Origin of the sequence: Amycolatopsis samaneae, from assembly GCF_039541975.1 — a bacterium.
In the GTDB taxonomy this organism is placed as follows: Bacteria; Actinomycetota; Actinomycetes; order Mycobacteriales; family Pseudonocardiaceae; genus Amycolatopsis; species Amycolatopsis samaneae.
In genome coordinates this window covers 695943-715903 of the sequence record NZ_BAABHG010000002.1, presented here as the reverse complement: position 1 = coordinate 715903, position 19961 = coordinate 695943, and the positions used below count along the sequence as shown (strand labels likewise).

Sequence of the window (19961 nt, the reverse complement as noted above, 5' to 3'; positions counted from 1 at the left end):
CATGCGCGGCGAGGTGCTGCACAGACTCCGGCACCAGGTGCTGGGGCTGGTGTTCCTCGTGGTCGCCGCGCTGTTCTTCGCGCTGACGATCGCCATGTACGACAAGGCGTTCACCACGGTCACCCTGGTCCGGCTGGACACCGACCACGTCGGCAGCCAGATGCGGGAGGGCTCGGACGTCAAGGTGCGCGGCATGCTCGTCGGCGAGGTCCGCGAGATCCGCACGAGCGGGGACCACGCGTCGCTGGAACTGGCGCTGCAACCGGACAAGATCGGCGTGATCCCGGCGAACGTTTCGGCACGGCTGCTGCCGAAGACGTTGTTCGGCGAGCGGTACGTCGCGCTGCAACTGCCGGAAAAGCCCGAACCGCACATCAAGGCCGGCGACGTCATCCCGCAGGACCGCACCAGTTCCGCGATCGAGCTGGAAAAGGTGCTCGGCGACGTGATGCCGCTGTTGCAGGCGGTGCAGCCGGAAAAGCTGTCGAGCACGCTGACCGCGGTGGCCACGGCGCTGGACGGGCGCGGCAAGCAGCTCGGCCAGACCCTGTCCCAGCTTTCGGACTACCTGGGCAAGATGAACCCGTCGCTGCCGAATCTCAAGGCCGACATCACCGGGCTGGCCAACGTCTCGAACGTCTACGACAAGGCGGGGCCGGACCTCATCACCGCGCTGTCGGACCTGACCACGACCAGCAAAACCCTGGTGGACAAGCAACGCGGCCTCGCCGACCTGTACGCGACGGTGTCCGCCGCCTCGGACGACCTGACGAGCTTCCTCACCGTCAACAAGGACAACCTGATCCGGCTCACCACCGCGATCCAGCCGACGCTGGACGTGCTGGCGAAGTACGCGCCGGAGTACCCGTGCATGCTCAAGCAGCTCGCCGACACGGTCCCGAACGCGGAACTGGCCTTCGGCAAGGGCACCGCGCATCCGGAGGTCAGCCGCGTCACCATCGAGTTCACCTCCAGCCGCGGCAAGTACCTGCCCGGCGTCGACGAGCCGAAGTACACCGACAAACGGGGCCCGCGCTGCTATCCGCAGGTGCCGAAGCCGGGGCACTGGCCGCAGTACCCGCCGGACGGTCCGGTCCAGGACGGGTCCGGCAAGCCCGCGCCGCCGAAGTCCCCGGACGGGCGGCTGCCGGGAGCGGTGACGTCCGGGGGCGGCGCGCCCGGCGGGTCGTCGGTCATCGGGTCGCCGGATGAGCAACAGCTGATGAACCTGCTGATGTCGCCGGCACTCGGGGTCGCGCCGGAGCAGGCGCCGGGCTGGGGCAGCCTGCTCGTCGGGCCGCTGTACCGGGGCGCGGAGGTGGAGCTGAAGTGAGGAGTTTCGTCCCGTCCCTGGTGAAGATCCTGATCTTCGCCGCGGTCACCGTGGTACTGACCGGCATTCTCGGCGCCACCATCGCGAACACGAACTTCGGCGCGCGGTCCGGGTACACCGCGAAGTTCGCCGACGCGTCCGGGCTCAAGGTCGGGGACGACGTCCGCATCGCCGGGGTGAAGGTCGGGCAGGTCGGGGACATCGGTGTCGTCGAAGGTGAGCACAACCTCGCCGAGGTGCACTTCGACGTCGAGGCGGCCTACCAGCTGCCCGCCTCGACGACCGCGACCATCAAGTACCGCAACCTCGTCGGGCAGCGGTATCTGGCGCTGGGGACCGACGTCGCGGACGGGAAGACCCTGCCCCGCGGCGGGACCATCCCGCCGGAACGGACGAAGCCCGCGCTCAACCTCACCGTGCTGTTCAACGGGTTCAAGCCGCTTTTCCGCGCGCTGAGCCCGAAGGACGTCAACCAGCTCTCCGGCGAGATCATCCGGGTGTTCCAGGGCGAGGGCGGCACGATCTCCAGCCTGCTCGCGCACACCGCTTCGCTCACCACGTCGATCGCCGGGCGGGACAAGGTGATCGGGGAGGTCATCGGGAACCTCAACACCGTGCTCGGCACGGTCAACCAGCACGGCCCGCAGCTGGGCGACCTCATCGACCAGACGCAGCGGCTGGTCAGCGGGCTCGCGGAGCAGCGCAAGCCGATCGGGGACGCGGTGGGCGCGCTGGACGAGCTGACCAACGCCACCACCGGGCTGCTCGCCGACGCCCGGCCGGCGCTCAAGGACGACGTCGGCGAGCTCGGCACGTTGTCGCAGAACCTCGGCGATTCGGAACAGCTGCTCAACCACCTGCTCAGCGTGCTGCCGGGCAACCTGCAGAAGTTCACCCGCACGCTCAGCTACGGCAGCTGGTTCAACTACTACCTGTGCGGCATCAACGGCCGGATCGGGATCTCCTCGCTCAACATCGAGCTGCCGATCCTGCCGCTGCCCGCGACCAAGCGACCGGAGAGGTGCGGCCCGTGAAACGACTGAAGGACCGCAACCAGGCCGCCGTCGGCGGGATCGCGCTCGTGCTGGTCCTGCTCGTCACACTGGTGACGTACTTCTCCGATAAGCTCCCGATGTTCGGCAACGGCGTCACCTACACCGCCTACTTCGGCGAGTCGGCCGGGCTGGAGCCGGACAACGAGGTCGAGGTCGCCGGGGTGAAGGTCGGCCAGGTGACGTCGGTGGCCCTGTCCGGCAAGCAGGTGCTGGTGAAGTTCCGGGTCAAGGGCGTCCGGGTCGGGGACGCCTCGTCGGCGTCGATCGAGATCAAGACGTTGCTGGGGGAGAAGTACCTCGCGCTGGATTCGAAGGGCGCGGGCACGCAGGACCCGGGCAGCACGATCCCGGTGAACCGCACGCGGACGCCGTTCCAGTTGCAGGACGCGTTCCAGCAGCTGTCGAACACCGTCGGCGACATCGACACGAAGCAGCTCGCGGACAGCTTCAACGTCCTGTCGGACAGCCTCAAGGACAGCCCGCAGTACCTGAAGGACACGCTTTCCGGCCTGTCCTCGCTGTCGAAGACGGTGTCCTCAAGGGACAGTGAGCTGCACACCCTGCTGGCCAACACGGGCAAGGTGTCGAAGACACTGTCCGATCGCAACGCCCAGCTGCAACGGGTGATCAGCGACGGCAACCTGCTGCTGACCGAGCTGCAGAACCGCAAGGCGGCGATCGACTCGTTGCTGAAGGGGACGCAGCAAGTGTCGGCGCAGCTGTCCGGGCTGGTGGCCGACAACCGCGCGCAGCTGAAGCCGACGCTGCAGAAACTGGGGAAGGTGACCGACATCCTGCAGCGCAACCAGGGCAACCTCGACAAGAGCCTGCAGCTGATGGCGCCGTTCGCGCGGGTCGGCGCCAACGCCACCGGCAACGGCCGCTGGTTCGAGGGATACCTGTGTGGGCTGCTGCCGCCGACGATCATCGCCGGTGGGCTGACGATCAACCCCGAGGGCTGCACGCCGCCGATCGCCGCGCCGAACCAGGGGATAGGTGGCCGATGACCGCCGACGTACTTTCTCCCGCGGAGGCGGCGATATGACAGTCGAGACACGTTCGGGGCGCAAGGTCGTCACCTGGGTTTCCTTCGGGTGCGTCGCGGTGCTGGTGCTGGCCGCGGTGCTGTGGCTGGTGCAGCGGGACGGCGGCGGGACCCGGGTCAGCGCGTACTTCGGCAAGACGGTCGGGCTCTACGCCGGGTCGTCGGTGCGGGTGCTCGGCGTCAAGGTCGGCGAGGTCACCGGGGTGACGCCGCGGGGCGACTCGGTGCGGGTCGACATGCGGGTGGACGGGGTACGGATCCCGGCCGACGCGGGCGCCGTCGTCGTCGCGCCGAGTCTGGTGAGCGACCGCTACGTCCAGCTCACCCCGGCCTACGAAAGCGGGCCGACGCTGGCCAGCGGGACCGTCCTGCCGAAGGAGAAGACGGCGACGCCGGTCGAGCTGGACGACCTGTATTCCAGCCTGGACAAGCTTTCCACCGCGCTGGGGCCGGACGGGGCGAACAAGGACGGCGCGCTGTCGAAGACGCTGGACACCGCGGCGGCGAACCTGAAGGGCAACGGCGCCAACCTGAACTCGACGGTCGGGCGGCTCGCCGACCTCGCGAAGACGCTGGACAACTCGAAGGACGACCTGTTCGGCACCATCCAGAACCTGAACTCCTTCACCGGCGCGCTGGCGCAGAGCGACGCGCAGCTCAACGAGTTCTACCAGCGCGTCGCCGACGTGAGCGGGTTCCTCGCCAAGGATTCCGGCGACGTGGGCGCGGCGCTGACCTCGCTGGGTGGCGCGCTCGGTGACGTCAAGACGTTCGTGGCGGACAACAAGGAGGCCCTTTCGTCCAATGTGGACAAACTGGCTTCGCTGACGAAGGTGCTGGTGGACCAGCGTTCCTCGCTGGCCGAGGTGCTCGACGTCGCCCCGGTGGGCGCGACCAACTTCATCAACTCCTACGACGCGGCGTCCGGCACGATCGCCGTGCGGGACAACCTCAACGAGATCACCCACCCGCCGGTGCTCACGCTGTGCCGCCTGATCAGCGCGGGGACGCCGAAGGAGATTCCCGACGTGATCGGGAACATGTGCAAGAAGCTCGCCCCGGTGCTCGACGGGACGTTGAAGCTGCCGAGCCTCTCGCAGGTGATCGCCTCGCTCCAGACCGGTGAGCTTCCGCCGCTGCCGCTGCCGGTCACCGACGTCCTCACCCAGCTGTCGGGAGGCAAGAAGTGAAGCGCCGCAGGCAAATCGTGGGGGTGCTGGCCGGGGTGTTGGTGCTCGCGGGGTGCAGCGACGGCGGGTTCAACGGCCTCTACAGCACGCCGCTGCCCGGCGGTGCCGACATCGGCGACCATCCGTACCGGATCACCGCGCAGTTTACCGACGTGCTGGATCTGGTGCCGCAGGCCAGCGTCAAGGTCAACGACGTCGCGGTAGGCCGTGTCGAGAAGGTGACCCTCACCCCGGACACCCGCACGGCGGTGGTGTCCATGGCGGTCAACGGCGACATCGCCCTGCCCGCCAACGCGCACGCCGAGCTGCGACAGTCGAGCCTGCTCGGCGAGAAGTTCGTCGACCTGCGCGCGCCGACGGCGGAGAAGGCCGAGGGGAAGCTCGGCCAGGGTGCGCAGATCCCGCTCGCGCGGACCAACCGCAACCCCGAAGTCGAAGAGGTGCTGGGCGCGTTGTCGTTGCTGCTCAACGGCGGCGGCGTCGACCAGCTGCAGAAGATCAGCCACGAGCTGAACGACGCGTTGTCCGGCAACGAGCCGCAGATCCGCGCCCTGCTGTCGCATGTGGACGAACTCGCCACCCAGCTGGACGGGCACAAGGGCGAGATCCTGCGGGCCATCGACGGGCTCGACAAGCTGTCGCGCACACTGACCGGGCAGACGCAGAATCTCGGCAACGCGCTCGACAACCTGGCGCCGGGCCTGAAGATCGTCACCGACCAGCGTGACCAGCTCGTCGGGATGCTGAAGTCGCTGAACAAGCTGTCCGGCGTCGCCGTCGACACCGTGACGAAGAGCCGCGACCAGCTCGTCGCGAACCTCAAGGCGTTGCAGCCGATCCTGCAGAAGCTGGGCGAGGCCGGGCAGAACCTGCCCAAGGCGTTGCAGATCCTGCTGACCTACCCGTTCCCGGACTACGCGGGCAACGTGATCAAGGGCGACTACGCGAACGTCGAGGCGACCGTCGATCTGGACCTGGACACCCTGCTGCACAACATCACCAGTTCCTCGCAGCCGTTCCTGCCGATTCCCGGCTCGCAGGGGACCGGTGCGCCGGGCGCGATCCCGTTCAACAACGGCACCCCGCCGCCACCGCTTCCGCTGCCGACGGTCAATCCGCCGCAGGCGCCGGGCGCGCCGCAGGGCCAGAGCGGCGGCGGGCTGCTCGGCGGCGTCGGCGGCGTGCTCGGTTCGCTGTTCGGGGGTGGCAAATGACCAGGGCGACCCGGATCCGGCTGCTCGCGTTCATGATCATCGCGGTGGTGTCGGTGGTCTACGCCGGCGGCAAGTACGCCGGGCTGGACCGGCTCTTCGGGACCAGGGGTTACCTGGTCACCGCGAAGCTCGCGGACTCGGGCGGGATCTTCGTCAACGCCGAGGTCGCCTATCGCGGGGTGACCGTCGGCCGGGTGACGTCGATGAAGCTCACCGACCACGGCGTCGACGTCGGCCTGGACATCGACAAGGGCGGGCCGAAGATCCCCGCGGACACCCGCGCGCAGGTGTCGAACCGGTCGGCGGTGGGGGAGCAGTTCGTCGACCTGCTGCCCCAGCACGACACTGGCCCGTACCTGGCCGAGGGCGGGGTGATCGAGCAGAACCGCACCTCGATCCCGCTCGGCCCGGACACCGTGCTGTCCAATTTGGACAAGCTGGTGGCCGGGGTGCACCCGGACTCGCTGCGCACCGTGGTCGACGAGACCTACACCGCCTTCGCCGGCGCCGGGCCGGACCTGCAACGGCTGTTGGACAGCTCGGGCTCGCTGACCACCGCGGCGATGCGGTACCTGCCGCAGACCCAGGGCCTGCTGGCGAACTCGCGGACGGTGCTCGACACCCAGCAGCGGCAGGCCGCGAACATCACCGAGTTCTCCAGCGGGCTGCGCACGATCGCCTCGCAGCTGAAGACCTCGGATCCGGACCTGCGCAAGGTCGTCGACGAGGCGCCGCAGCTCGGGCGCCAGATCAGCGACGTGCTCGCGAAGTCCGGTACCGACCTCGGGGTGCTGTTCGCGAACACGCTGACCACCGCGCAGGTCACCTCGGCGCGCACCGACGCCATCGAAGAGCTGCTCGTGGCCTACCCGGTCATCTCGGCGTTCTCGCCGACCACGTCGCCGGACGGCACCGGGCACCTGGGTTTCATCCTGAACTTCTTCGACCCGGCGTCGTGCACCAAGGGGTACGAGGGCACCCAGCAGCGGCCGGCGAACGACACCCGGGAGCTTCCGGTGAACACGAAGGCCTACTGCGCGGAGCCGCCGGGCAGCAAGACCGGGGTGCGGGGCGCGCAGAACGCGCCGTACGCGGGCAGGCCCCCGGTGCTCCCGGCGGCGCCGAAGCAGCCGGAACCCACGCAGCAGAACCAGCTTCCCGGCATGCTGAACCTGCTGACCGGGCTGACCAAGGGCGGGCTGGGCGCGCTGCTGGGCGGCTCGTGATGGCGCCGCTCACGCGCGCGCTGGTGGTCGCGGCCGTCCTCGCGGTGCTCGCCGCGGGCGGGACCGGGTTCTCGTGGTGGCGATCCGCGCACGACGACGCGCAGGCGCGTGGCCGGGAACGCGACGCGGTACTGGCCGCGGCGAACGCCGAGCTGGTCGCCCTGAACACGATGAACTACCACACCGCCGCCCAGGACGTGGACCGCTGGATCGCCGCCACCACCGGCCAGTACGGGAAAGACCTGTCCGGGGACCGGAAGCTCCAGGTCGACCGAGCGACCAGCACCAAGACCGTCTCGACCGCGTCGCTCGTCCAGGCCGCCGTGACCCAGCTCGACGTCGGCGCCGGGACCGCGCGCCTGATGGCGGTACTGGACGTCCGCGTCAGTACCGGCGACGGTGCCCCAGCTCCGAAGCTGAACCGGCTGACCGTCGACTTCGTGCGCGACGGCGACGCGTGGAAGGTCGGCGGAGTGCAGGCGATCGCATGAGCCGTCTCGCGCGGCTGCTGGCCGGGATCGTGGTGGTGGCACTGGGCTGTGCGGTGTGGTTCGGCGTCGAGACGGGGTTGCTGGACTCCGGCGACAACGCGGCACTGGTGGACCAGACCGCGACGGCCGAGGTCACCGAACAGGTCGGCGCCGCGGTCAAGGCGGTGTTCTCCTACGACTACGCCAACCTCGCCCGCACCGAACGGGCCGCCGCCGAGGTGCTCGCCGGGGACGCGGTGGCCCAGTACCGGGACCAGTTCGCGGCGGCGAGGAAGCGCGCGGAGGAGCAGAAGCTGGTGCGCACCACGACGGTGCGCTCGCTGGGCGTGCGTGAACTGCGCGGGGACGACGCGTCGGTGCTGCTGTTCCTGGACCAGCAGACGCTGGCGCCTGGCGGCGGTGCGCCGCAGACATCGGTGGCGCAGCTGAGCGTGACCGCGAAACGGGTCGACGGCCGGTGGCGACTGTCCCGGTTGGACACGCTGTAGCGCTGCCCGCGGTCGGCTGGTCACCGGTGGTGACTCGGGTACCGTGGGAATGTGCGTCGGCCTGGCACGACGTACCCCGCGACCGAAGGAACCGATGGGAAACAGGCAGTTCACCGGCGCGCCCGAGGACGCGGACCTGACCCGCGCCGACTCGCTGGCGCGGGAGATCTTCTCGGACGTGGCGAACAAGTGGGCGCTGCTGATCATCGAGTGCCTCGGCGACCGCACCTTGCGCTTCAGTGAGCTGCGGGACGGGGTGGCGGGTATCAGTCACAAGATGCTCACCCAGAACCTGCGGATGCTGGAGCGCAACGGCCTGGTCGAGCGGACCGTGCATCCCACCGTGCCGCCGCGGGTCGAGTACGTCCTCACCGAGCCGGGCCGGGGGCTCCGCGCGACGATCGACGGGATGTGCGCGTGGACCCAGCGCTATCTCGGCCACATCGAGGAGTCCCGGCACCGTTTCGACGCCTGAGTATTCCGGTGTCTGCCCACACGCCGGATCGTGGCACGGTCTCGTTGGCCGTTCGTGGTTGGACATCCGTACTCCAGAAGGATTCGCGCTGTATGCTCGGTCCGGTCCTCAGGCGGCGATCCGCTGATGGAGGTAGTTTCTTCTGGGGCTGCGTAAGGGATCGACGTAGTCGGGCGGGATGAAGGTGGGTATTCCGTCTTCGGTGATGTGGACTGTCCACGGTGAACTGTGCAGTAGCCGGTGGTGGGCGGTGCAGAGCAGTACGAGGTTGCGGAGGATGGTGTGTCCGCCGTGTGCCCACTCGATCACGTGGTGGGCGTCGCAGTGTCGCGGTTTTCGGTGGCAGCCGGGGAAAGCGCAGCCGCCGTCTCGGATGATTAGTGCTTTGCGCAGTGCCGGGGTGACCAAACGCTTGGCCCTGCCCAGATCGAGTGGTTCGCCTTTCGAGCCCAGTACCGCCGGAATGATCTGGCAGTCGCAGGCCAGCATGCGTGTTTCGGTGGCGGTGAGTTCGCTGACCATGTCCAGGCAGGCGGTGCCGAGTTTGGTCTTGAGGTCGTTCAGGGCCACGGTGACCACCAGGTGGGCGCGGTCTCCGCCGGGCACGTCGGGGACGTTGGCCAGCATCGCGATGGCCTCGCCGAAGGCTTCTCCGTACCGCTGGGACGTGGTCCGTAGGTCGGGCCACTCGTCTTCCCCGGCGGGCCGGGGTGTGGACAGTGGGTCGAGGATGGTGCTCAGCCGGGTCCCGGTGATGGGATCGAGCTGGCCGTCGATATCGAACCAGCCGTCCTTCCGTTGCCGCATCCGCAGTTCCGGCTTCCGCTCGGCCGGGTCCGGGTCCTTCGGTTCCTTTCCGTCCTGGTCCATGCGGGCCAGGATCTCGGCGGCGGCTTTGTCGACCTCTTGTGGTGTCGCCTGACGTGCCAGCTCTACCAGGATCTTCTCCGCGCTTGCTCTGTCCTCTTCGGACACATCAGCTGGAATCTTCTTCAGGAACAACAAAATCCGGCCGATGTGATGTGGTCCGATCTCCCCGGCGAGTGCGGCTGCTCCGGTCGCTGGCGCGGCGGCGGGTGTTTCGGTACCGTCTATGCTACGACCGGGATTCAGCCCACGCGCACGATCAAGATGCTTTTTGGCTTCACCGCGCGACATCCGCCCCATGTGTGCGAACCATGCCGCGGTGGATCCGTAGCCGTACAGCTCGGACACCCCGCGAGAATCAACCTCCACCAGTAGTTGGCCGAGTTCGGCGTCCAGGCGCCACAAGGCTTCCAGTCGCGCACGCACCTCGTCGGCGAGTTCGCGACCGGACAACCGCCACAGTGGTGGCGGTTTCTGGGTGGACAGGTTCCTGGACACGCCTCCAGCTTACCGCAGTCACTCGCACATACGTTCGACACAATCGAGTGAAGTAATGACCGGCGTTTTAGGGAGGGGATATGTGACTGACTGCGCAATCTGTCACCTGATCACGCAATCTGTCACCGCGCCGCCTGGCAGAGCATGATGCGAGTCGCCTGCCGACTCGGATACGACTGGTTGTCACGGATGGAGGGGATCGTTGCGTGAGGAAGACGTCGCGGGCGGCGAGAGCGTTCAGTAGGCCGGCCGCAACCTTTCTGGGTTTCCTGGTGTCATCAACGATTTGGTGTCCGCGTGCCCTGTCGTGCCGAGGGTGGGTGTGAGCGGCTCAGGCCAGTTCGTCACTCGACGCGAGGTTGCGCTGTGTCAGAAGGTCGCAGCTGAGTTCCCACAGCTTCCGCGCGATCTCCGGGTCCTGGGAGAGCGGGCTCGGCTTCGCCGGGCGGCTGTTGGCGAAGTAGCCACCCATGCTCGTCGCGACCTCCTGTGCGGTGGCGAGATAGACGGGCGTTCCGGCGGCCTTCTCGGCAGACGTCTGGAACGGGCGCGTGACTTTCAGGAGGAGTCCGAACGGTCCCGTGGTGTGCCGGCCGAGGTTGGTGCGCACGAAGCCCGGGTCCGCGGCGTTGGCGGTGACACCGGTGCCGGGAACGCGCCGCGCGAACTCGGCCACGAACAGGATGGTGAGCAGCTTCGTCGTCGAGTACGTCCGCGTGTGACCGAAGTTCTCGCCGGTGGGCAACGCGTCCAGGTCGAGATGCTTGATATGCGTGTGGTTTGACGAGGAGAGGGCCACGATCCGCGCGGATGCGGAACCGGTGAGCGCCGGTAGCAGTAGGTGCGTGAGCAGGAATCCGGACAGGTAGTTCGTGGCGAAATTGGTTTCGAACCCGTCCGGGGTGAGTTCGCGGCGGGTCCGGGCCTCGGCGGCGTTGAGGATCAGGCCGTTCAGGCGGGTGGTGTGCTGTCGCACCTGCACGGCCAGCGAGCGCACCTGCGTCATGTCCGACAGGTCGGCGGCCACGACTTCCAGTTCGGCCTCCGGTACCCGTGACCTGATCATGGACGCGGCGGCCCGGCCGCTTTCGGCCGACCGGGCGCCGAGCAGGACGCGAGCACCACGAGCAGCCAACTGCGTGGCGACGGCGTAGCCCACGCCGCTGGTCGCCCCGGTCACCAGGTAGGTTTTTTCTTCATGTCTCATGTCTTTCATGTCTGATGTATATCATGGTTTATCATGACTACATGAAGGACCAGCGCGACGACCAGTTGTCGTTCGAGGCCAGGACCGGCTACCTGCTCGCCCGGCTCGGCTCGCTGGCCGAGCGAAGCTGGATCGGCATGCTGCGTCGCCACAACCTGACGCCCAGTCAACACGCGGTCCTGCTGGCGCTGCGCGAACGCGGCCCGCTGGGACAGCAGGACCTCGGCCGCCTCATCGCCGTCGATCCCAGAAACGTGGTGCCGATCCTCGACGGCCTGGCCGGCCAACACCTGATCGGCCGCCACGTTGATCCCGCGGACCGGCGGCGACGCGTCATCAACCTGACCGAAACGGGCCGATCGGCAGCCGACGACCTGGCGAAATCGGTGACCGACATCGAAACCGGGTTCCTTCGTGGTCTCAACTCCGCCGACCAGGCCGAACTCAACCGGCTACTTAGGACGCTGCACGCCTCGCTGACCCCGTAACGCAAGCGCGGCAATCGTGGTTTGACGATCGCCGATCCGCGCCGTGCTAACCCTTCTGGGCGCGTTCGCGGGCTTCGAGGATTTCGGGGACGTGGGTTTCCGCCCATTCACGGACGGCGCGCAGCGGGATCAGCAGGGACCGGCCGAGGTCGGTGAGCCCGTATTCGACGCGGGGTGGCTGTTCCGCGTACTCGACGCGGGCGAGCAGGCCATCCTCTTCCATCGCGCGCAGCGTTTCGGTCAGGACCTTCGGGGTGACGCCCTGGATTTTCGCCACCAGGGCGGTGAAGCGCAGCGGGCCGTCTTCCAGGGCGTTGACCACGAACACCGTCCACCGCGCCCCGATGCGGTGCAGCACCACCCGGGACGGACAGGTGACGGACATGACGTCGTACCCCACGGTGATCCCTCCGATTCCAGTTACGTTGAAGTACCTGGTTACTTTTCCATAGCCTACGTCGGCAACGACAGTCGACGAAACGGAGTGGCGTCATGGGTAACCGGCTCACCGGTCAAACAGTGCTCGTGTTGGGCGGGCGGCATCTGGGCGGGGCGATCGCGGCGGCCGCGACCGCCGAGGGCGCGCGGGTACACGTCGCGTCCCATCGGCCCGGTGGACTGCACATCGACCTGCGCGACGAGACGACCATCGCCGCGACGGCCGCCGAACTCGGGGCGGTCGATCATCTGGTCAACACGGCGTCGGCGCCGCATGCGGTGCCGATCCGCGAGCTCGACCGGGACAGGACCGTCGACGCCTTCGCGGCCAAGGTGATCGGGCCCTTGCTGCTCGCGAAGCACTTCACGATCCGGCGATCACTGCTGCTGTTCTCCGGTCAGGTCGGCTGGCGCCCGGCGCGCGGGAACGTCGTGACGGGCGTGACCAACGGGGCGGCCGCGTTCGCCGCGCGGCACCTCGCCGCCGAACTCGCGCCGGTCCGGGTCAACGCGCTGTCGCCGGGGATCATCGACTCCGGCGCCTGGGACGCCAAGGGCGAGGCCAAACCGGACTTCCTCGCGTCCGCCGCTCGGCGGACCCTCGTCGGCCGCGCCGGCACCGTCGCCGACGTGACGGACGCGGTGTTGTGGTTGCTGGGGGCCGAATTCCTCACCGGCGAGACCATTCACCTGGAGGGCGGTCGCCCCTGACCGCGGTGCCGGGGAGCCGATGAGCCTCAGTCGAGGCAGAACTCGTTGCCCTCGACGTCCTGCATCACGAGGCACGACTCGTTCTCGTCGTCGGAGACCAGCAGTTCCACGCGTACCGCGCCGAGCGGGATCAGCCGCGCGCACTCGGCCTCGAGGGCGGCGATGCGCTCCTTGCCCACGAGCCCGGTACCGACCCGCACGTCGAGGTGCACCCGGTTCTTGACGACCTTGCCCTCGGGAACGCGCTGGAAGTACAGCCGCGGGCCCACGCCGGTGGGATCGGAGCAGGCGAACGAGGCGCCCTGCCGCTCGGGCGGCAGCGAGCGGTCGAACTCGTCCCAGGTGGCGAACCCCTCCGGTGGCGGCGGCACGACGTACCCGAGCACCTCGCACCAGAAACGCGCGACGCGCTCGGGTTCCGCGCAGTCGAAGGTGACCTGGACCTGTTTGACCGACCCCATGAACCTCAGCCTACTTGTGCGTACCGCGCGCCGAGAACCGGATTTCCGCACCAGGGGTGATCATGGCCTGCGGAACAGGAGCTGGGCCTGCCGGAACTGCCGCTCGTCCTGGTGTGGCTCGCGCACCATCCGGCCGACCTCCGTGAATCCCGCCTGGCGCAACAGTTCCGCGAGACTGTCCGGCGACCACCGGTAGGCGGGCGTGACCTTGTGGTCGAACTCCTCCGGCAGCGGGTCGTCGCCGGCGAAGAAGCCGAGCAGCAGGTGGCCACCCGGTGCCAGGACCCGTTGGAACTCGGCGAACACGGTGGGCAGCTGCCGCGGCGGTGTGTGGATGACCGAGTAGAACGCGAGAATGCCGCCGAGCGTCCCGTCGGGAATGTCCAGCGCGGTCATCGACCCCTCGTCGAACCGCAGTCCCGGATGGTCCCGGCGGGCCAGCGTGATCATCTCGGTGGACAGGTCGACGCCGAAGGCGTCCAGCCCGAGCGTGTGCAGGTGTGCGGTCAGATGCCCGGGGCCGCAGCCGAGGTCGGCGACCGGTCCGGCGCCCCCGGCCCGCACGAGGTCGGCGAACGCGGTCAGCATCGCCCGTTCCAGCGGCAGGGTTTCCAAGATATTGCCGAAAAGCTCGGCGTAGCGGGCGGCGACGGAGTCGTAGGCGATCTTGGTGTCGTGCAGGACGGAGGGTTCGGTCATGGCGGGCACCCTAGCCCGCGACGGACCTCCGGCGGCCCGGAATCCGCCACGGGGCACCGGATCGCGGCCGGACCGCCGATCGCCGCCGGGAGAACCGGTACTACCGTCGCGGGCATGCGGCTTCATGTGGGATGCGCGATGTGGACACACCCCGCCTGGCAGGAACACCAGCCGAACCCGCGGGAACGGCTGCGCTCCTACGCGGGCTGGTGCACCGCGGTGGAAGGCAACACCACGTTCTACGCCACACCCGCCCGTGCCACCGTGGAATCGTGGGCGGCGCAGACCGCGCCGGAGTTCCGGTTCGTGGTCAAGCTGCCGAAGACGGTCACCCACGAACGGCGGCTGGCGGGCGCGGAGGCGGAACTGCGGGCGTTCCTGGACGCGATCGAACCGCTCGGGCCGCGTGCGCACGCTCTGTGGCTGCAACTGCCCGCGTCCTTCGGCCCGACCGATCTCGGGGTGCTGGCGGCGTTCCTGCGCGGACTTCCCCCGCGCTACCGCTACACCGCCGAGGTCCGGCATCCCGCGTTCTTCGCCGACGAGAAGGCCGCCCGGCAGCTGGAGTACGTGCTGGGCCGGGTCGGCGCCGAATGGATGCCGTTCGACACCACGACGTTGTTCGCCGCCCCACCGGTCAGCACCGGCGAACGCGAGGCGCAGGCGAAGAAACCGCGGGTGCCACGCCGTACCCGCGCGCTCACCGGGTACCCGATCGTGCGCTACCACGGCCGGGACGACGTCGACGCCACCGTCGCGGGCTGGCGGCCGTGGATCGAGATCGTCACCGCCTGGCTGCGCGAAGGCCGCTCGCCGACGGTGTTCCTGCACACGCCGGACAACGCCGGATCGCTGGTGCTGGCCCGCCGCTTCCACGACGAGGTGCGTGCGGGGCTGCCGGAGCTGGAACCCTTGCCCGAGCCCGAATCGCACGAGCCGATGACGTTGTTCTGACGAGCGGGGTGTCAGCGGAGGTAGGCGAGCACGAGGTCGGCCACCCGCGCCACCGGCACCGTCGTGACCACTTCGAACGTGGCCGACTCCCGCAGCAGCGGTTCCACGGTCTCCAGATTGTCGAGCACCTCGGCGAGTTCGGCCCCGGTTTTCCCGTAGGGATTGGTCGTACGCGTGGCCAGGCGCTCGACGAGCACCGCGGCCGGGGCGCTGAGCAGCACGATGTGGTCGAACCGGGGATAGAACCGGACCTGGTTGCGCGTCGCGCCCCCGACGAACAGATGCGTCTCCGAAACCTCCGAGAGCAGCGCGTCGATCCGGTCCGCGCGCCAGAGCCGTTCGCCGTCGACCGTCTCGTGGTAGCCGCCGTAGTCGGTGTCGACGGTGCGGTGCCCGCGCGACGCGAGCTCGTCCAGCACCGTGGTCTTGCCCGTCCCCGACATCCCGGTGACCAGTACTCGCTTCACCTCGCACAGGGTAGTGGCACCGCCGGTGGCACCATCTGAGCCATGATGGCTTGCAGTGGTGCCACTCGTGTGCCATAGTGGTGCCATGGACTTGAGCTCGTATGTGCGCAACCTCGGACGTGAATTCGCCACCCTGGCCGAAGCCGGTGGCGAAGAGGCGCGTGCGCTGGTCGAGCGCCTGACCGGCCCGCTCGAATCGGCGATCCGGATGACCCTGCTGGAGGCACTGTCGGGTGCCACGGACGAGATCACCCGGGACCTGGCCCCGGGCGCGGTGGAACTGCGCCTGCGTGGACGCGAGCCGAACTTCGTCGTGACGTCACCACCCTCGGCACCGGCGCCGGGGGAGGGCGTGGCACCACCGGATCCCGCGCCGGAGGGCGGCCCGCCGATCGCCGAGGACGGTCCCACCGCGCGGATCAACGTGCGCCTCCCGGAGCAGCTCAAGGCCGCGGTCGAGGAGGCCGCCGCCAAGGAGGGCCGCTCGGTCAACGCCTGGCTCGTCCGGGCGGCCTCGGCGGCGCTGCGGGGCACCGACCGCGAGCAGCGCCCCGGGCCGTCCGCCGGCTCGCGGAGCAAGCAGCACTTCAGCGGCTGGGTGCGCTAGCCCGCCGAACCGCTCTTCACCACACCACGTCCCTGACCTGCGGGGACGTCTCACCACCACACCCTGAGGGGACAGCTATGCCCATTTTCGAGACACCCGAACCGGTTTCCGTCGAGCTCGAACTCGGCGTCGGCGACGTGCGGATCAGCGCGAGCGACCGGACCGACACCGTCGTCGAGGTGCGCCCGACCAACGAGGCCGACCAGTCCGACGTGAAGGCCGCGCAGCAGGTCCGCGTCGACTACGCGAACGGTGTGCTGGACATCAAGGGGCCGAAGTCGCGCGTCTTCGACTTCTCCCGCAAGACCCGGTCGGTCACCGTGTCCGTCGAGCTGCCCACCGGCTCGCGGGTGAACGGCGACGTGCAGGTGGGCGGCTTCCACGGCACGGGCCGGTTCGGCGACTGCCGGTTCAAGACCTCCGTCGGGAACTTCCAGCTGGAGCGCACCGGCTCGCTGCGCCTGGACACCGCGACCGGGCACATCACGGTCGACGAGGTCGCGGGCGACCTCGAGATCCACACCAGCTCCGGCAAGGTCCGCGTCGGCGCGGTCGAGGGCTCTGCGGTCACCAAGAACTCCAACGGCGACACCGAGATCGACACGGTCGGCGGCGATGTCCGGGCGCGCGCGGCCAACGGCGACATCGTCGTGGGCCGGGTGCGCGGCAGCGTCGAGGCCAAGACGGCCAACGGCAGCGTCCGCGTCGGCGAGGTCGCCCGCGGCACGGCGACGCTCGACACCGCGATGGGCGGTATCGACGTCGGCATCGCCGAGGGCACCGCCGCCTGGCTCGAGGTGCGCACCGGCTTCGGGCAGGTGCACAACCTGCTGGAGAGCACCTCCCGGCCCGGGGAATCCGACGAGACCGTCGAGGTGCGCGCGAGCACCTCCTTCGGCGACATCACCGTCCGCCGGGCCTGATCCGGCGAGCGCTTCCACACCAGTACACCTGCCTACTTTTCCCAGGGGACATCATGACCACCAACCACGCCCAGCCCGCGATCGCGGTGACCGGGCTGCGCAAGGCCTACGGCGACCACGTCGTGCTCGACGGTCTCGACCTGAACGTCGGCCGGGGCACGGTCTATTCGCTGCTCGGCGCGAACGGCGCCGGGAAGACCACCACCGTCAAGATCCTGTCCACTTTGATCAACGCCGACGCCGGGAACGCCCGCGTCGCCGGGTACGACCTGAGCGGGGAACCCGACGCGGTACGCGCCGCGATCGGGGTCACCGGCCAGTTCTCGGCGGTGGACAACCTGCTCACCGGCGCGGAGAACCTCCGCATGATGGCCGACCTGAACCACCTCGGCCGCACCGAGGGCAAGCGGCGCGTCGCCGAACTGCTCGACCAGTTCGACCTCGTCGACGCGGCCGGGAAACCGGCGTCGTCCTACTCCGGGGGCATGCGGCGGCGGCTCGACCTCGCGATGACGCTGGTCGGCGACCCGCGGGTGATTTTCCTCGACGAGCCGACCACCGGGCTCGACCCGCGCAGCCGCCGCAGCATGTGGCAGATCGTCCGGGGACTGGTGGCCGACGGCGTCACGATCTTCCTGACCACGCAGTACCTGGAGGAGGCCGACGAACTGGCCGACCGGATCGGCGTCCTCGACCACGGCAGCCTGGTCGCCGAGGGCACCGCGGACGAGCTGAAGCGCCGCATCCCCGGCGGGCACGTCCGGCTCCGGTTCGCCGACGCGCACGGCCTGGACGCGGCGACCCGCGCGCTCGGCACGCTTTCGGCCGAGGACGACGCGCTCGCGCTGCGGGTGCCCAGCGACGGCAGCCTCCGGTCGCTGAAGGCCCTGATCGACCGGCTCGACGAGCGCGGCATCGAGGTCGACGAGCTGTCGGTGCACACCCCCGACCTCGACGACGTCTTTCTTTCCCTGACCGGCAACCCGAAGCACACCCGCTCCGAGAACTCCCAGAACGAGAAGGTGACCACCCGATGAGCACCGCCACCCTCGCCGGCCCCGCGCCCGCGATCCGGTTCCACCCGCTGCGCGACTCGGCGACGATGCTGCGCCGCAACCTCAGGCGCATGGTGCGCTACCCGTCGATGACCGTGCAGCTCGTCGGGATGCCGATCATCTTCCTGCTGCTGTTCGTCTACGTCTTCGGCGGCACGATGGGCGCGGGGCTGGGCGGGGCCTCCGGCGGGCGCGCCGAGTACGTCAACTACCTGGTGCCCGGCATCGTCCTGATGACGGTGACCGCGACGGTCAACGGCACCGCGGTCTCGGTCGCCATGGACATGACCGAAGGCATCATCGCTCGGTTCCGCACCATGAGCATCGCCCGCGTCTCGGTGCTGACCGGGCACGTTCTCGGCAGCGTGATCCAGGCGATGCTGAGCCTGGCGGTCGTGATCGGCGTGGCGCTGCTCGTCGGGTTCCGGCCCGCCGCCGGTGTCGGCGCGTGGTTCGCCACGGCGGGTTTCCTGGTGGTGCTGGCGTTCGCGCTGGTGTGGCTCGCGGTCGCGCTCGGCCAGGTGAGCAAGAGCGTCGAGTCCGCGAGCAACGTGCTCATGCCGCTGATGCTGCTGCCCTTCCTCGGCAGCGGGTTCGTCCCCACCAGCTCCATGCCCGCCGGGCTGCGCTGGTTCGCCGAGTACCAGCCGTTCACGCCGATCATCGAGACCCTGCGCGGGCTGCTGATGGACAAGCCGCTCGGCAACCACTGGTGGATCGCGCTCAGCTGGTGCGCCGTCATCGCACTCGGCGGCTACCTCTGGTCCAAGAAGCTCTTCAACCGCGAGTACTCCCGCTGACCGACCGCCGCATCCACCACCACGAAAGGACCTTTCGATGAGTGACACGGCCGCCGTTCCCCAGGGCCTCCCGATGGCACGCGACGCGGGCCCGTTCGACCCGCCCCGCGCCATCACCCGGCTGCGCGAGACCCGCCCGGTCAGTCCGCTGCTCTTTCCCGACGGGCACGAAGGCTGGCTCGTCACCGGGTACGAGGAGGTCCGGCAGCTGCTGGCCGACACCCGGTTCAGCTCCCGTCAGGACCTCGGCATCATCCATCTGCCCTACGAGACGCCCGGCATGCCGACCCAGACGGAACCGTCCCCGCCGGAACCGGGCCTGTTCCTCAGCATGGACCCGCCGGACCACACCAGGCTGCGGCGCAAGCTCACCGGAGCCTTCACCGTCAAGCGGATGAAGCAGCTGGAAGAGCACATCGACGAGATCACCGAGCGGCAGCTGGACGAACTGGCGAAGCTGACCCCGCCGGTGGATCTGGTCAAGGAGTTCGCGCTGCCGGTGCCCTCGCTGGTGATCTGTGAACTGCTCGGCGTCCCGTACGCCGACCGGGACAGCTTCCAGCGCCACACCACCAAGTTCCTGGAACGGGAGGTTACGCTCGAGGACAAGATGGCCGCGTACGAGGCGATGACCTCGTACCTGGCCGGGCTGGTCACGGGCAAACGCGCCGAACCCGGCGACGACCTCCTGTCCGACCTGGCGCGCGACGACGATCTCAGCGTCGAGGAACTGGTCGGCATGGCGTTCCTGCTGCTGTTCGCCGGGCACGAGACCACCGCGAACATGCTGGCGCTGGGCACTTTCGCGCTGCTGGAACACCCCGAGCAGCTGGCCGCCCTGCGGGCCGATGCGGAGCTGTTGCCCGGCGCGGTCGAGGAACTCCTGCGCTATCTGTCCATCGCCGACATCTTCTTCCGCTACGCCACCGAGGACATCGAACTCGGCGGGGTGACCATCGGCGCGGGATCGACCGTTGTCGTGTCGGTGCTCGCCGCCAACCGCGATCCCCGGCGTTTCGAGGATCCTGACACCTTGGACGTGCGGCGCAACGCCCGTGGCCAGCAGGCCTTCGGCCACGGCGTGCACCAGTGCCTCGGCCAGCAGCTGGCCCGTATCGAGATGCGTGCCGGGTTTTCCGGGCTGCTGAACCGTTTCCCGGCCTTGAGGCTCGCGATTCCCGCGAGCGAAGTGAAGCTCAAGACCGACATGACCATCTACGGCGTCCACGAACTCCCGGTCACCTGGACCGACGTCGCCCGCTGATCAGG

The 19961-nt window shown here is 68.9% G+C and carries 23 protein-coding genes; 17 read left to right on the top strand and 6 right to left on the bottom strand.

The features are described from left to right. Nucleotide 1 precedes the first annotated feature (1 nt). The 9 genes from ABD987_RS06610 to ABD987_RS06570 all read left to right on the top strand — a co-directional run bounded on the left by ABD987_RS06610 (nucleotide 2) and on the right by ABD987_RS06570 (nucleotide 8517). Nucleotides 2–1333 (top strand): MCE family protein, encoded by a 1332-nt coding sequence (locus tag ABD987_RS06610; protein ID WP_345388288.1) that lies wholly within the window; start codon nucleotides 2–4, stop codon nucleotides 1331–1333. Next, complete coding sequence (locus ABD987_RS06605) at nucleotides 1330–2367, top strand: MCE family protein (protein WP_345388065.1); 1038 nt, start codon at nucleotides 1330–1332, stop codon at nucleotides 2365–2367. Before ABD987_RS06610 ends, ABD987_RS06605 begins: the two co-directional genes overlap by 4 nt. After that, complete coding sequence (locus ABD987_RS06600; protein WP_345388063.1) at nucleotides 2364–3395, top strand: MCE family protein; 1032 nt, start codon at nucleotides 2364–2366, stop codon at nucleotides 3393–3395. Before ABD987_RS06605 ends, ABD987_RS06600 begins: the two co-directional genes overlap by 4 nt. A gap of 34 nt (nucleotides 3396–3429) precedes the next feature. Continuing rightward, on the top strand, nucleotides 3430–4623 hold the full coding sequence (locus tag ABD987_RS06595; protein WP_345388062.1) for an MCE family protein: 1194 nt from the start codon (nucleotides 3430–3432) through the stop codon (nucleotides 4621–4623). Continuing rightward, nucleotides 4620–5837: an MCE family protein gene (locus ABD987_RS06590; protein WP_345388060.1), complete on the top strand. Its 1218-nt coding sequence runs from the start codon at nucleotides 4620–4622 to the stop codon at nucleotides 5835–5837. Before ABD987_RS06595 ends, ABD987_RS06590 begins: the two co-directional genes overlap by 4 nt. Continuing rightward, nucleotides 5834–7063: an MCE family protein gene (locus tag ABD987_RS06585; protein ID WP_345388058.1), complete on the top strand. Its 1230-nt coding sequence runs from the start codon at nucleotides 5834–5836 to the stop codon at nucleotides 7061–7063. Before ABD987_RS06590 ends, ABD987_RS06585 begins: the two co-directional genes overlap by 4 nt. Then, on the top strand, nucleotides 7063–7554 hold the full coding sequence (locus ABD987_RS06580) for a hypothetical protein (RefSeq protein WP_345388055.1): 492 nt from the start codon (nucleotides 7063–7065) through the stop codon (nucleotides 7552–7554). Before ABD987_RS06585 ends, ABD987_RS06580 begins: the two co-directional genes overlap by 1 nt. Continuing rightward, entirely contained in the window at nucleotides 7551–8042 is a 492-nt protein-coding gene (locus ABD987_RS06575; protein ID WP_345388052.1) for a hypothetical protein, read from the top strand. The genes ABD987_RS06580 and ABD987_RS06575 overlap by 4 nt, the downstream gene beginning before the upstream one ends. A 94-nt stretch (nucleotides 8043–8136) precedes the next feature. Then, a complete protein-coding gene (locus ABD987_RS06570) occupies nucleotides 8137–8517 on the top strand; it encodes a winged helix-turn-helix transcriptional regulator (RefSeq protein ID WP_345388049.1) in 381 nt (126 codons plus the stop codon). A gap of 108 nt (nucleotides 8518–8625) precedes the next feature. Here the strand turns inward: ABD987_RS06570 and ABD987_RS06565 are convergent, their stop codons facing one another. Together ABD987_RS06565 and ABD987_RS06560 are read right to left on the bottom strand one after the other, a co-directional pair. After that, nucleotides 8626–9882 carry an HNH endonuclease signature motif containing protein gene (locus ABD987_RS06565; RefSeq protein ID WP_345388046.1) on the bottom strand — a complete coding sequence of 419 codons (1257 nt, stop codon included), beginning with the start codon at nucleotides 9880–9882 and terminating at the stop codon, nucleotides 8626–8628. 331 nt (nucleotides 9883–10213) lie between these two features. After that, nucleotides 10214–11089: an SDR family NAD(P)-dependent oxidoreductase gene (locus tag ABD987_RS06560; RefSeq protein WP_345388043.1), complete on the bottom strand. Its 876-nt coding sequence runs from the start codon at nucleotides 11087–11089 to the stop codon at nucleotides 10214–10216. Between the two features lie 41 nt (nucleotides 11090–11130). Between ABD987_RS06560 and ABD987_RS06555 the strand changes: the two genes are divergently transcribed. After that, nucleotides 11131–11577, top strand: coding sequence for a MarR family winged helix-turn-helix transcriptional regulator (locus ABD987_RS06555; protein ID WP_345388040.1), 447 nt, complete (start codon nucleotides 11131–11133; stop codon nucleotides 11575–11577). Nucleotides 11578–11623: 46 nt separating this feature from the next. Here the strand turns inward: ABD987_RS06555 and ABD987_RS06550 are convergent, their stop codons facing one another. Further along, nucleotides 11624–11962 carry a winged helix-turn-helix transcriptional regulator gene (locus ABD987_RS06550; RefSeq protein WP_345388037.1) on the bottom strand — a complete coding sequence of 113 codons (339 nt, stop codon included), beginning with the start codon at nucleotides 11960–11962 and terminating at the stop codon, nucleotides 11624–11626. A gap of 107 nt (nucleotides 11963–12069) precedes the next feature. On the opposite strand from ABD987_RS06550, the gene ABD987_RS06545 reads away from it, so the two are divergent. Continuing rightward, nucleotides 12070–12726, top strand: coding sequence for an SDR family oxidoreductase (locus tag ABD987_RS06545; protein WP_345388034.1), 657 nt, complete (start codon nucleotides 12070–12072; stop codon nucleotides 12724–12726). Between the two features lie 26 nt (nucleotides 12727–12752). Here ABD987_RS06545 and ABD987_RS06540 read toward each other — a convergent pair whose 3' ends face one another. Both ABD987_RS06540 and ABD987_RS06535 read right to left on the bottom strand, forming a co-directional pair. Beyond that, entirely contained in the window at nucleotides 12753–13187 is a 435-nt protein-coding gene (locus tag ABD987_RS06540) for a VOC family protein (protein WP_345388031.1), read from the bottom strand. Nucleotides 13188–13247: 60 nt separating this feature from the next. After that, entirely contained in the window at nucleotides 13248–13886 is a 639-nt protein-coding gene (locus tag ABD987_RS06535; protein WP_345388028.1) for a class I SAM-dependent DNA methyltransferase, read from the bottom strand. Between the two features lie 138 nt (nucleotides 13887–14024). On the opposite strand from ABD987_RS06535, the gene ABD987_RS06530 reads away from it, so the two are divergent. After that, nucleotides 14025–14840 (top strand): DUF72 domain-containing protein, encoded by an 816-nt coding sequence (locus tag ABD987_RS06530; protein WP_345388285.1) that lies wholly within the window; start codon nucleotides 14025–14027, stop codon nucleotides 14838–14840. Between the two features lie 11 nt (nucleotides 14841–14851). On the opposite strand, the gene ABD987_RS06525 is transcribed toward ABD987_RS06530, so the two are convergent. Further along, complete coding sequence (locus ABD987_RS06525) at nucleotides 14852–15307, bottom strand: AAA family ATPase (RefSeq protein WP_345388024.1); 456 nt, start codon at nucleotides 15305–15307, stop codon at nucleotides 14852–14854. A gap of 85 nt (nucleotides 15308–15392) precedes the next feature. Here ABD987_RS06525 and ABD987_RS06520 point away from each other — a divergent pair, with 85 nt between their 5' ends. The 5 genes from ABD987_RS06520 to ABD987_RS06500 all read left to right on the top strand — a co-directional run bounded on the left by ABD987_RS06520 (nucleotide 15393) and on the right by ABD987_RS06500 (nucleotide 19956). Continuing rightward, entirely contained in the window at nucleotides 15393–15914 is a 522-nt protein-coding gene (locus ABD987_RS06520) for a toxin-antitoxin system HicB family antitoxin (protein ID WP_345388021.1), read from the top strand. A 77-nt stretch (nucleotides 15915–15991) separates the two neighbouring features. Then, complete coding sequence (locus ABD987_RS06515; RefSeq protein ID WP_345388018.1) at nucleotides 15992–16837, top strand: DUF4097 family beta strand repeat-containing protein; 846 nt, start codon at nucleotides 15992–15994, stop codon at nucleotides 16835–16837. Nucleotides 16838–16890: 53 nt separating this feature from the next. Then, entirely contained in the window at nucleotides 16891–17874 is a 984-nt protein-coding gene (locus ABD987_RS06510; protein ID WP_345388015.1) for an ATP-binding cassette domain-containing protein, read from the top strand. Beyond that, entirely contained in the window at nucleotides 17871–18692 is an 822-nt protein-coding gene (locus tag ABD987_RS06505) for an ABC transporter permease (RefSeq protein WP_345388012.1), read from the top strand. The genes ABD987_RS06510 and ABD987_RS06505 overlap by 4 nt, the downstream gene beginning before the upstream one ends. Before the next feature lie 37 nt (nucleotides 18693–18729). Continuing rightward, nucleotides 18730–19956 carry a cytochrome P450 gene (locus tag ABD987_RS06500; RefSeq protein ID WP_345388009.1) on the top strand — a complete coding sequence of 409 codons (1227 nt, stop codon included), beginning with the start codon at nucleotides 18730–18732 and terminating at the stop codon, nucleotides 19954–19956. Nucleotides 19957–19961: the final 5 nt, after the last annotated feature.

Bases quoted from the DNA above. Each gene is read 5' to 3' on its own strand.
- ABD987_RS06610 (WP_345388288.1), top strand. From the start codon at position 2: ATGCGCGGCGAGGTGCTGCACAGACTCCGGCACCAGGTGCTGGGGCTG.
- ABD987_RS06555 (WP_345388040.1), top strand. From the start codon at position 11,131: ATGAAGGACCAGCGCGACGACCAGTTGTCGTTCGAGGCCAGGACCGGC.
- ABD987_RS06545 (WP_345388034.1), top strand. From the start codon at position 12,070: ATGGGTAACCGGCTCACCGGTCAAACAGTGCTCGTGTTGGGCGGGCGG.
- ABD987_RS06595 (WP_345388062.1), top strand. From the start codon at position 3,430: ATGACAGTCGAGACACGTTCGGGGCGCAAGGTCGTCACCTGGGTTTCC.
- ABD987_RS06550 (WP_345388037.1), bottom strand. From the start codon at position 11,962: ATGTCCGTCACCTGTCCGTCCCGGGTGGTGCTGCACCGCATCGGGGCG.
- ABD987_RS06530 (WP_345388285.1), top strand. From the start codon at position 14,025: ATGTGGACACACCCCGCCTGGCAGGAACACCAGCCGAACCCGCGGGAA.
- ABD987_RS06585 (WP_345388058.1), top strand. From the start codon at position 5,834: ATGACCAGGGCGACCCGGATCCGGCTGCTCGCGTTCATGATCATCGCG.
- ABD987_RS06580 (WP_345388055.1), top strand. From the start codon at position 7,063: ATGGCGCCGCTCACGCGCGCGCTGGTGGTCGCGGCCGTCCTCGCGGTG.
- ABD987_RS06515 (WP_345388018.1), top strand. From the start codon at position 15,992: ATGCCCATTTTCGAGACACCCGAACCGGTTTCCGTCGAGCTCGAACTC.
- ABD987_RS06510 (WP_345388015.1), top strand. From the start codon at position 16,891: ATGACCACCAACCACGCCCAGCCCGCGATCGCGGTGACCGGGCTGCGC.
- ABD987_RS06575 (WP_345388052.1), top strand. From the start codon at position 7,551: ATGAGCCGTCTCGCGCGGCTGCTGGCCGGGATCGTGGTGGTGGCACTG.
- ABD987_RS06560 (WP_345388043.1), bottom strand. From the start codon at position 11,089: ATGAGACATGAAGAAAAAACCTACCTGGTGACCGGGGCGACCAGCGGC.
- ABD987_RS06500 (WP_345388009.1), top strand. From the start codon at position 18,730: ATGAGTGACACGGCCGCCGTTCCCCAGGGCCTCCCGATGGCACGCGAC.
- ABD987_RS06520 (WP_345388021.1), top strand. From the start codon at position 15,393: ATGGACTTGAGCTCGTATGTGCGCAACCTCGGACGTGAATTCGCCACC.
- ABD987_RS06540 (WP_345388031.1), bottom strand. From the start codon at position 13,187: ATGGGGTCGGTCAAACAGGTCCAGGTCACCTTCGACTGCGCGGAACCC.
- ABD987_RS06535 (WP_345388028.1), bottom strand. From the start codon at position 13,886: ATGACCGAACCCTCCGTCCTGCACGACACCAAGATCGCCTACGACTCC.
- ABD987_RS06570 (WP_345388049.1), top strand. From the start codon at position 8,137: ATGGGAAACAGGCAGTTCACCGGCGCGCCCGAGGACGCGGACCTGACC.
- ABD987_RS06505 (WP_345388012.1), top strand. From the start codon at position 17,871: ATGAGCACCGCCACCCTCGCCGGCCCCGCGCCCGCGATCCGGTTCCAC.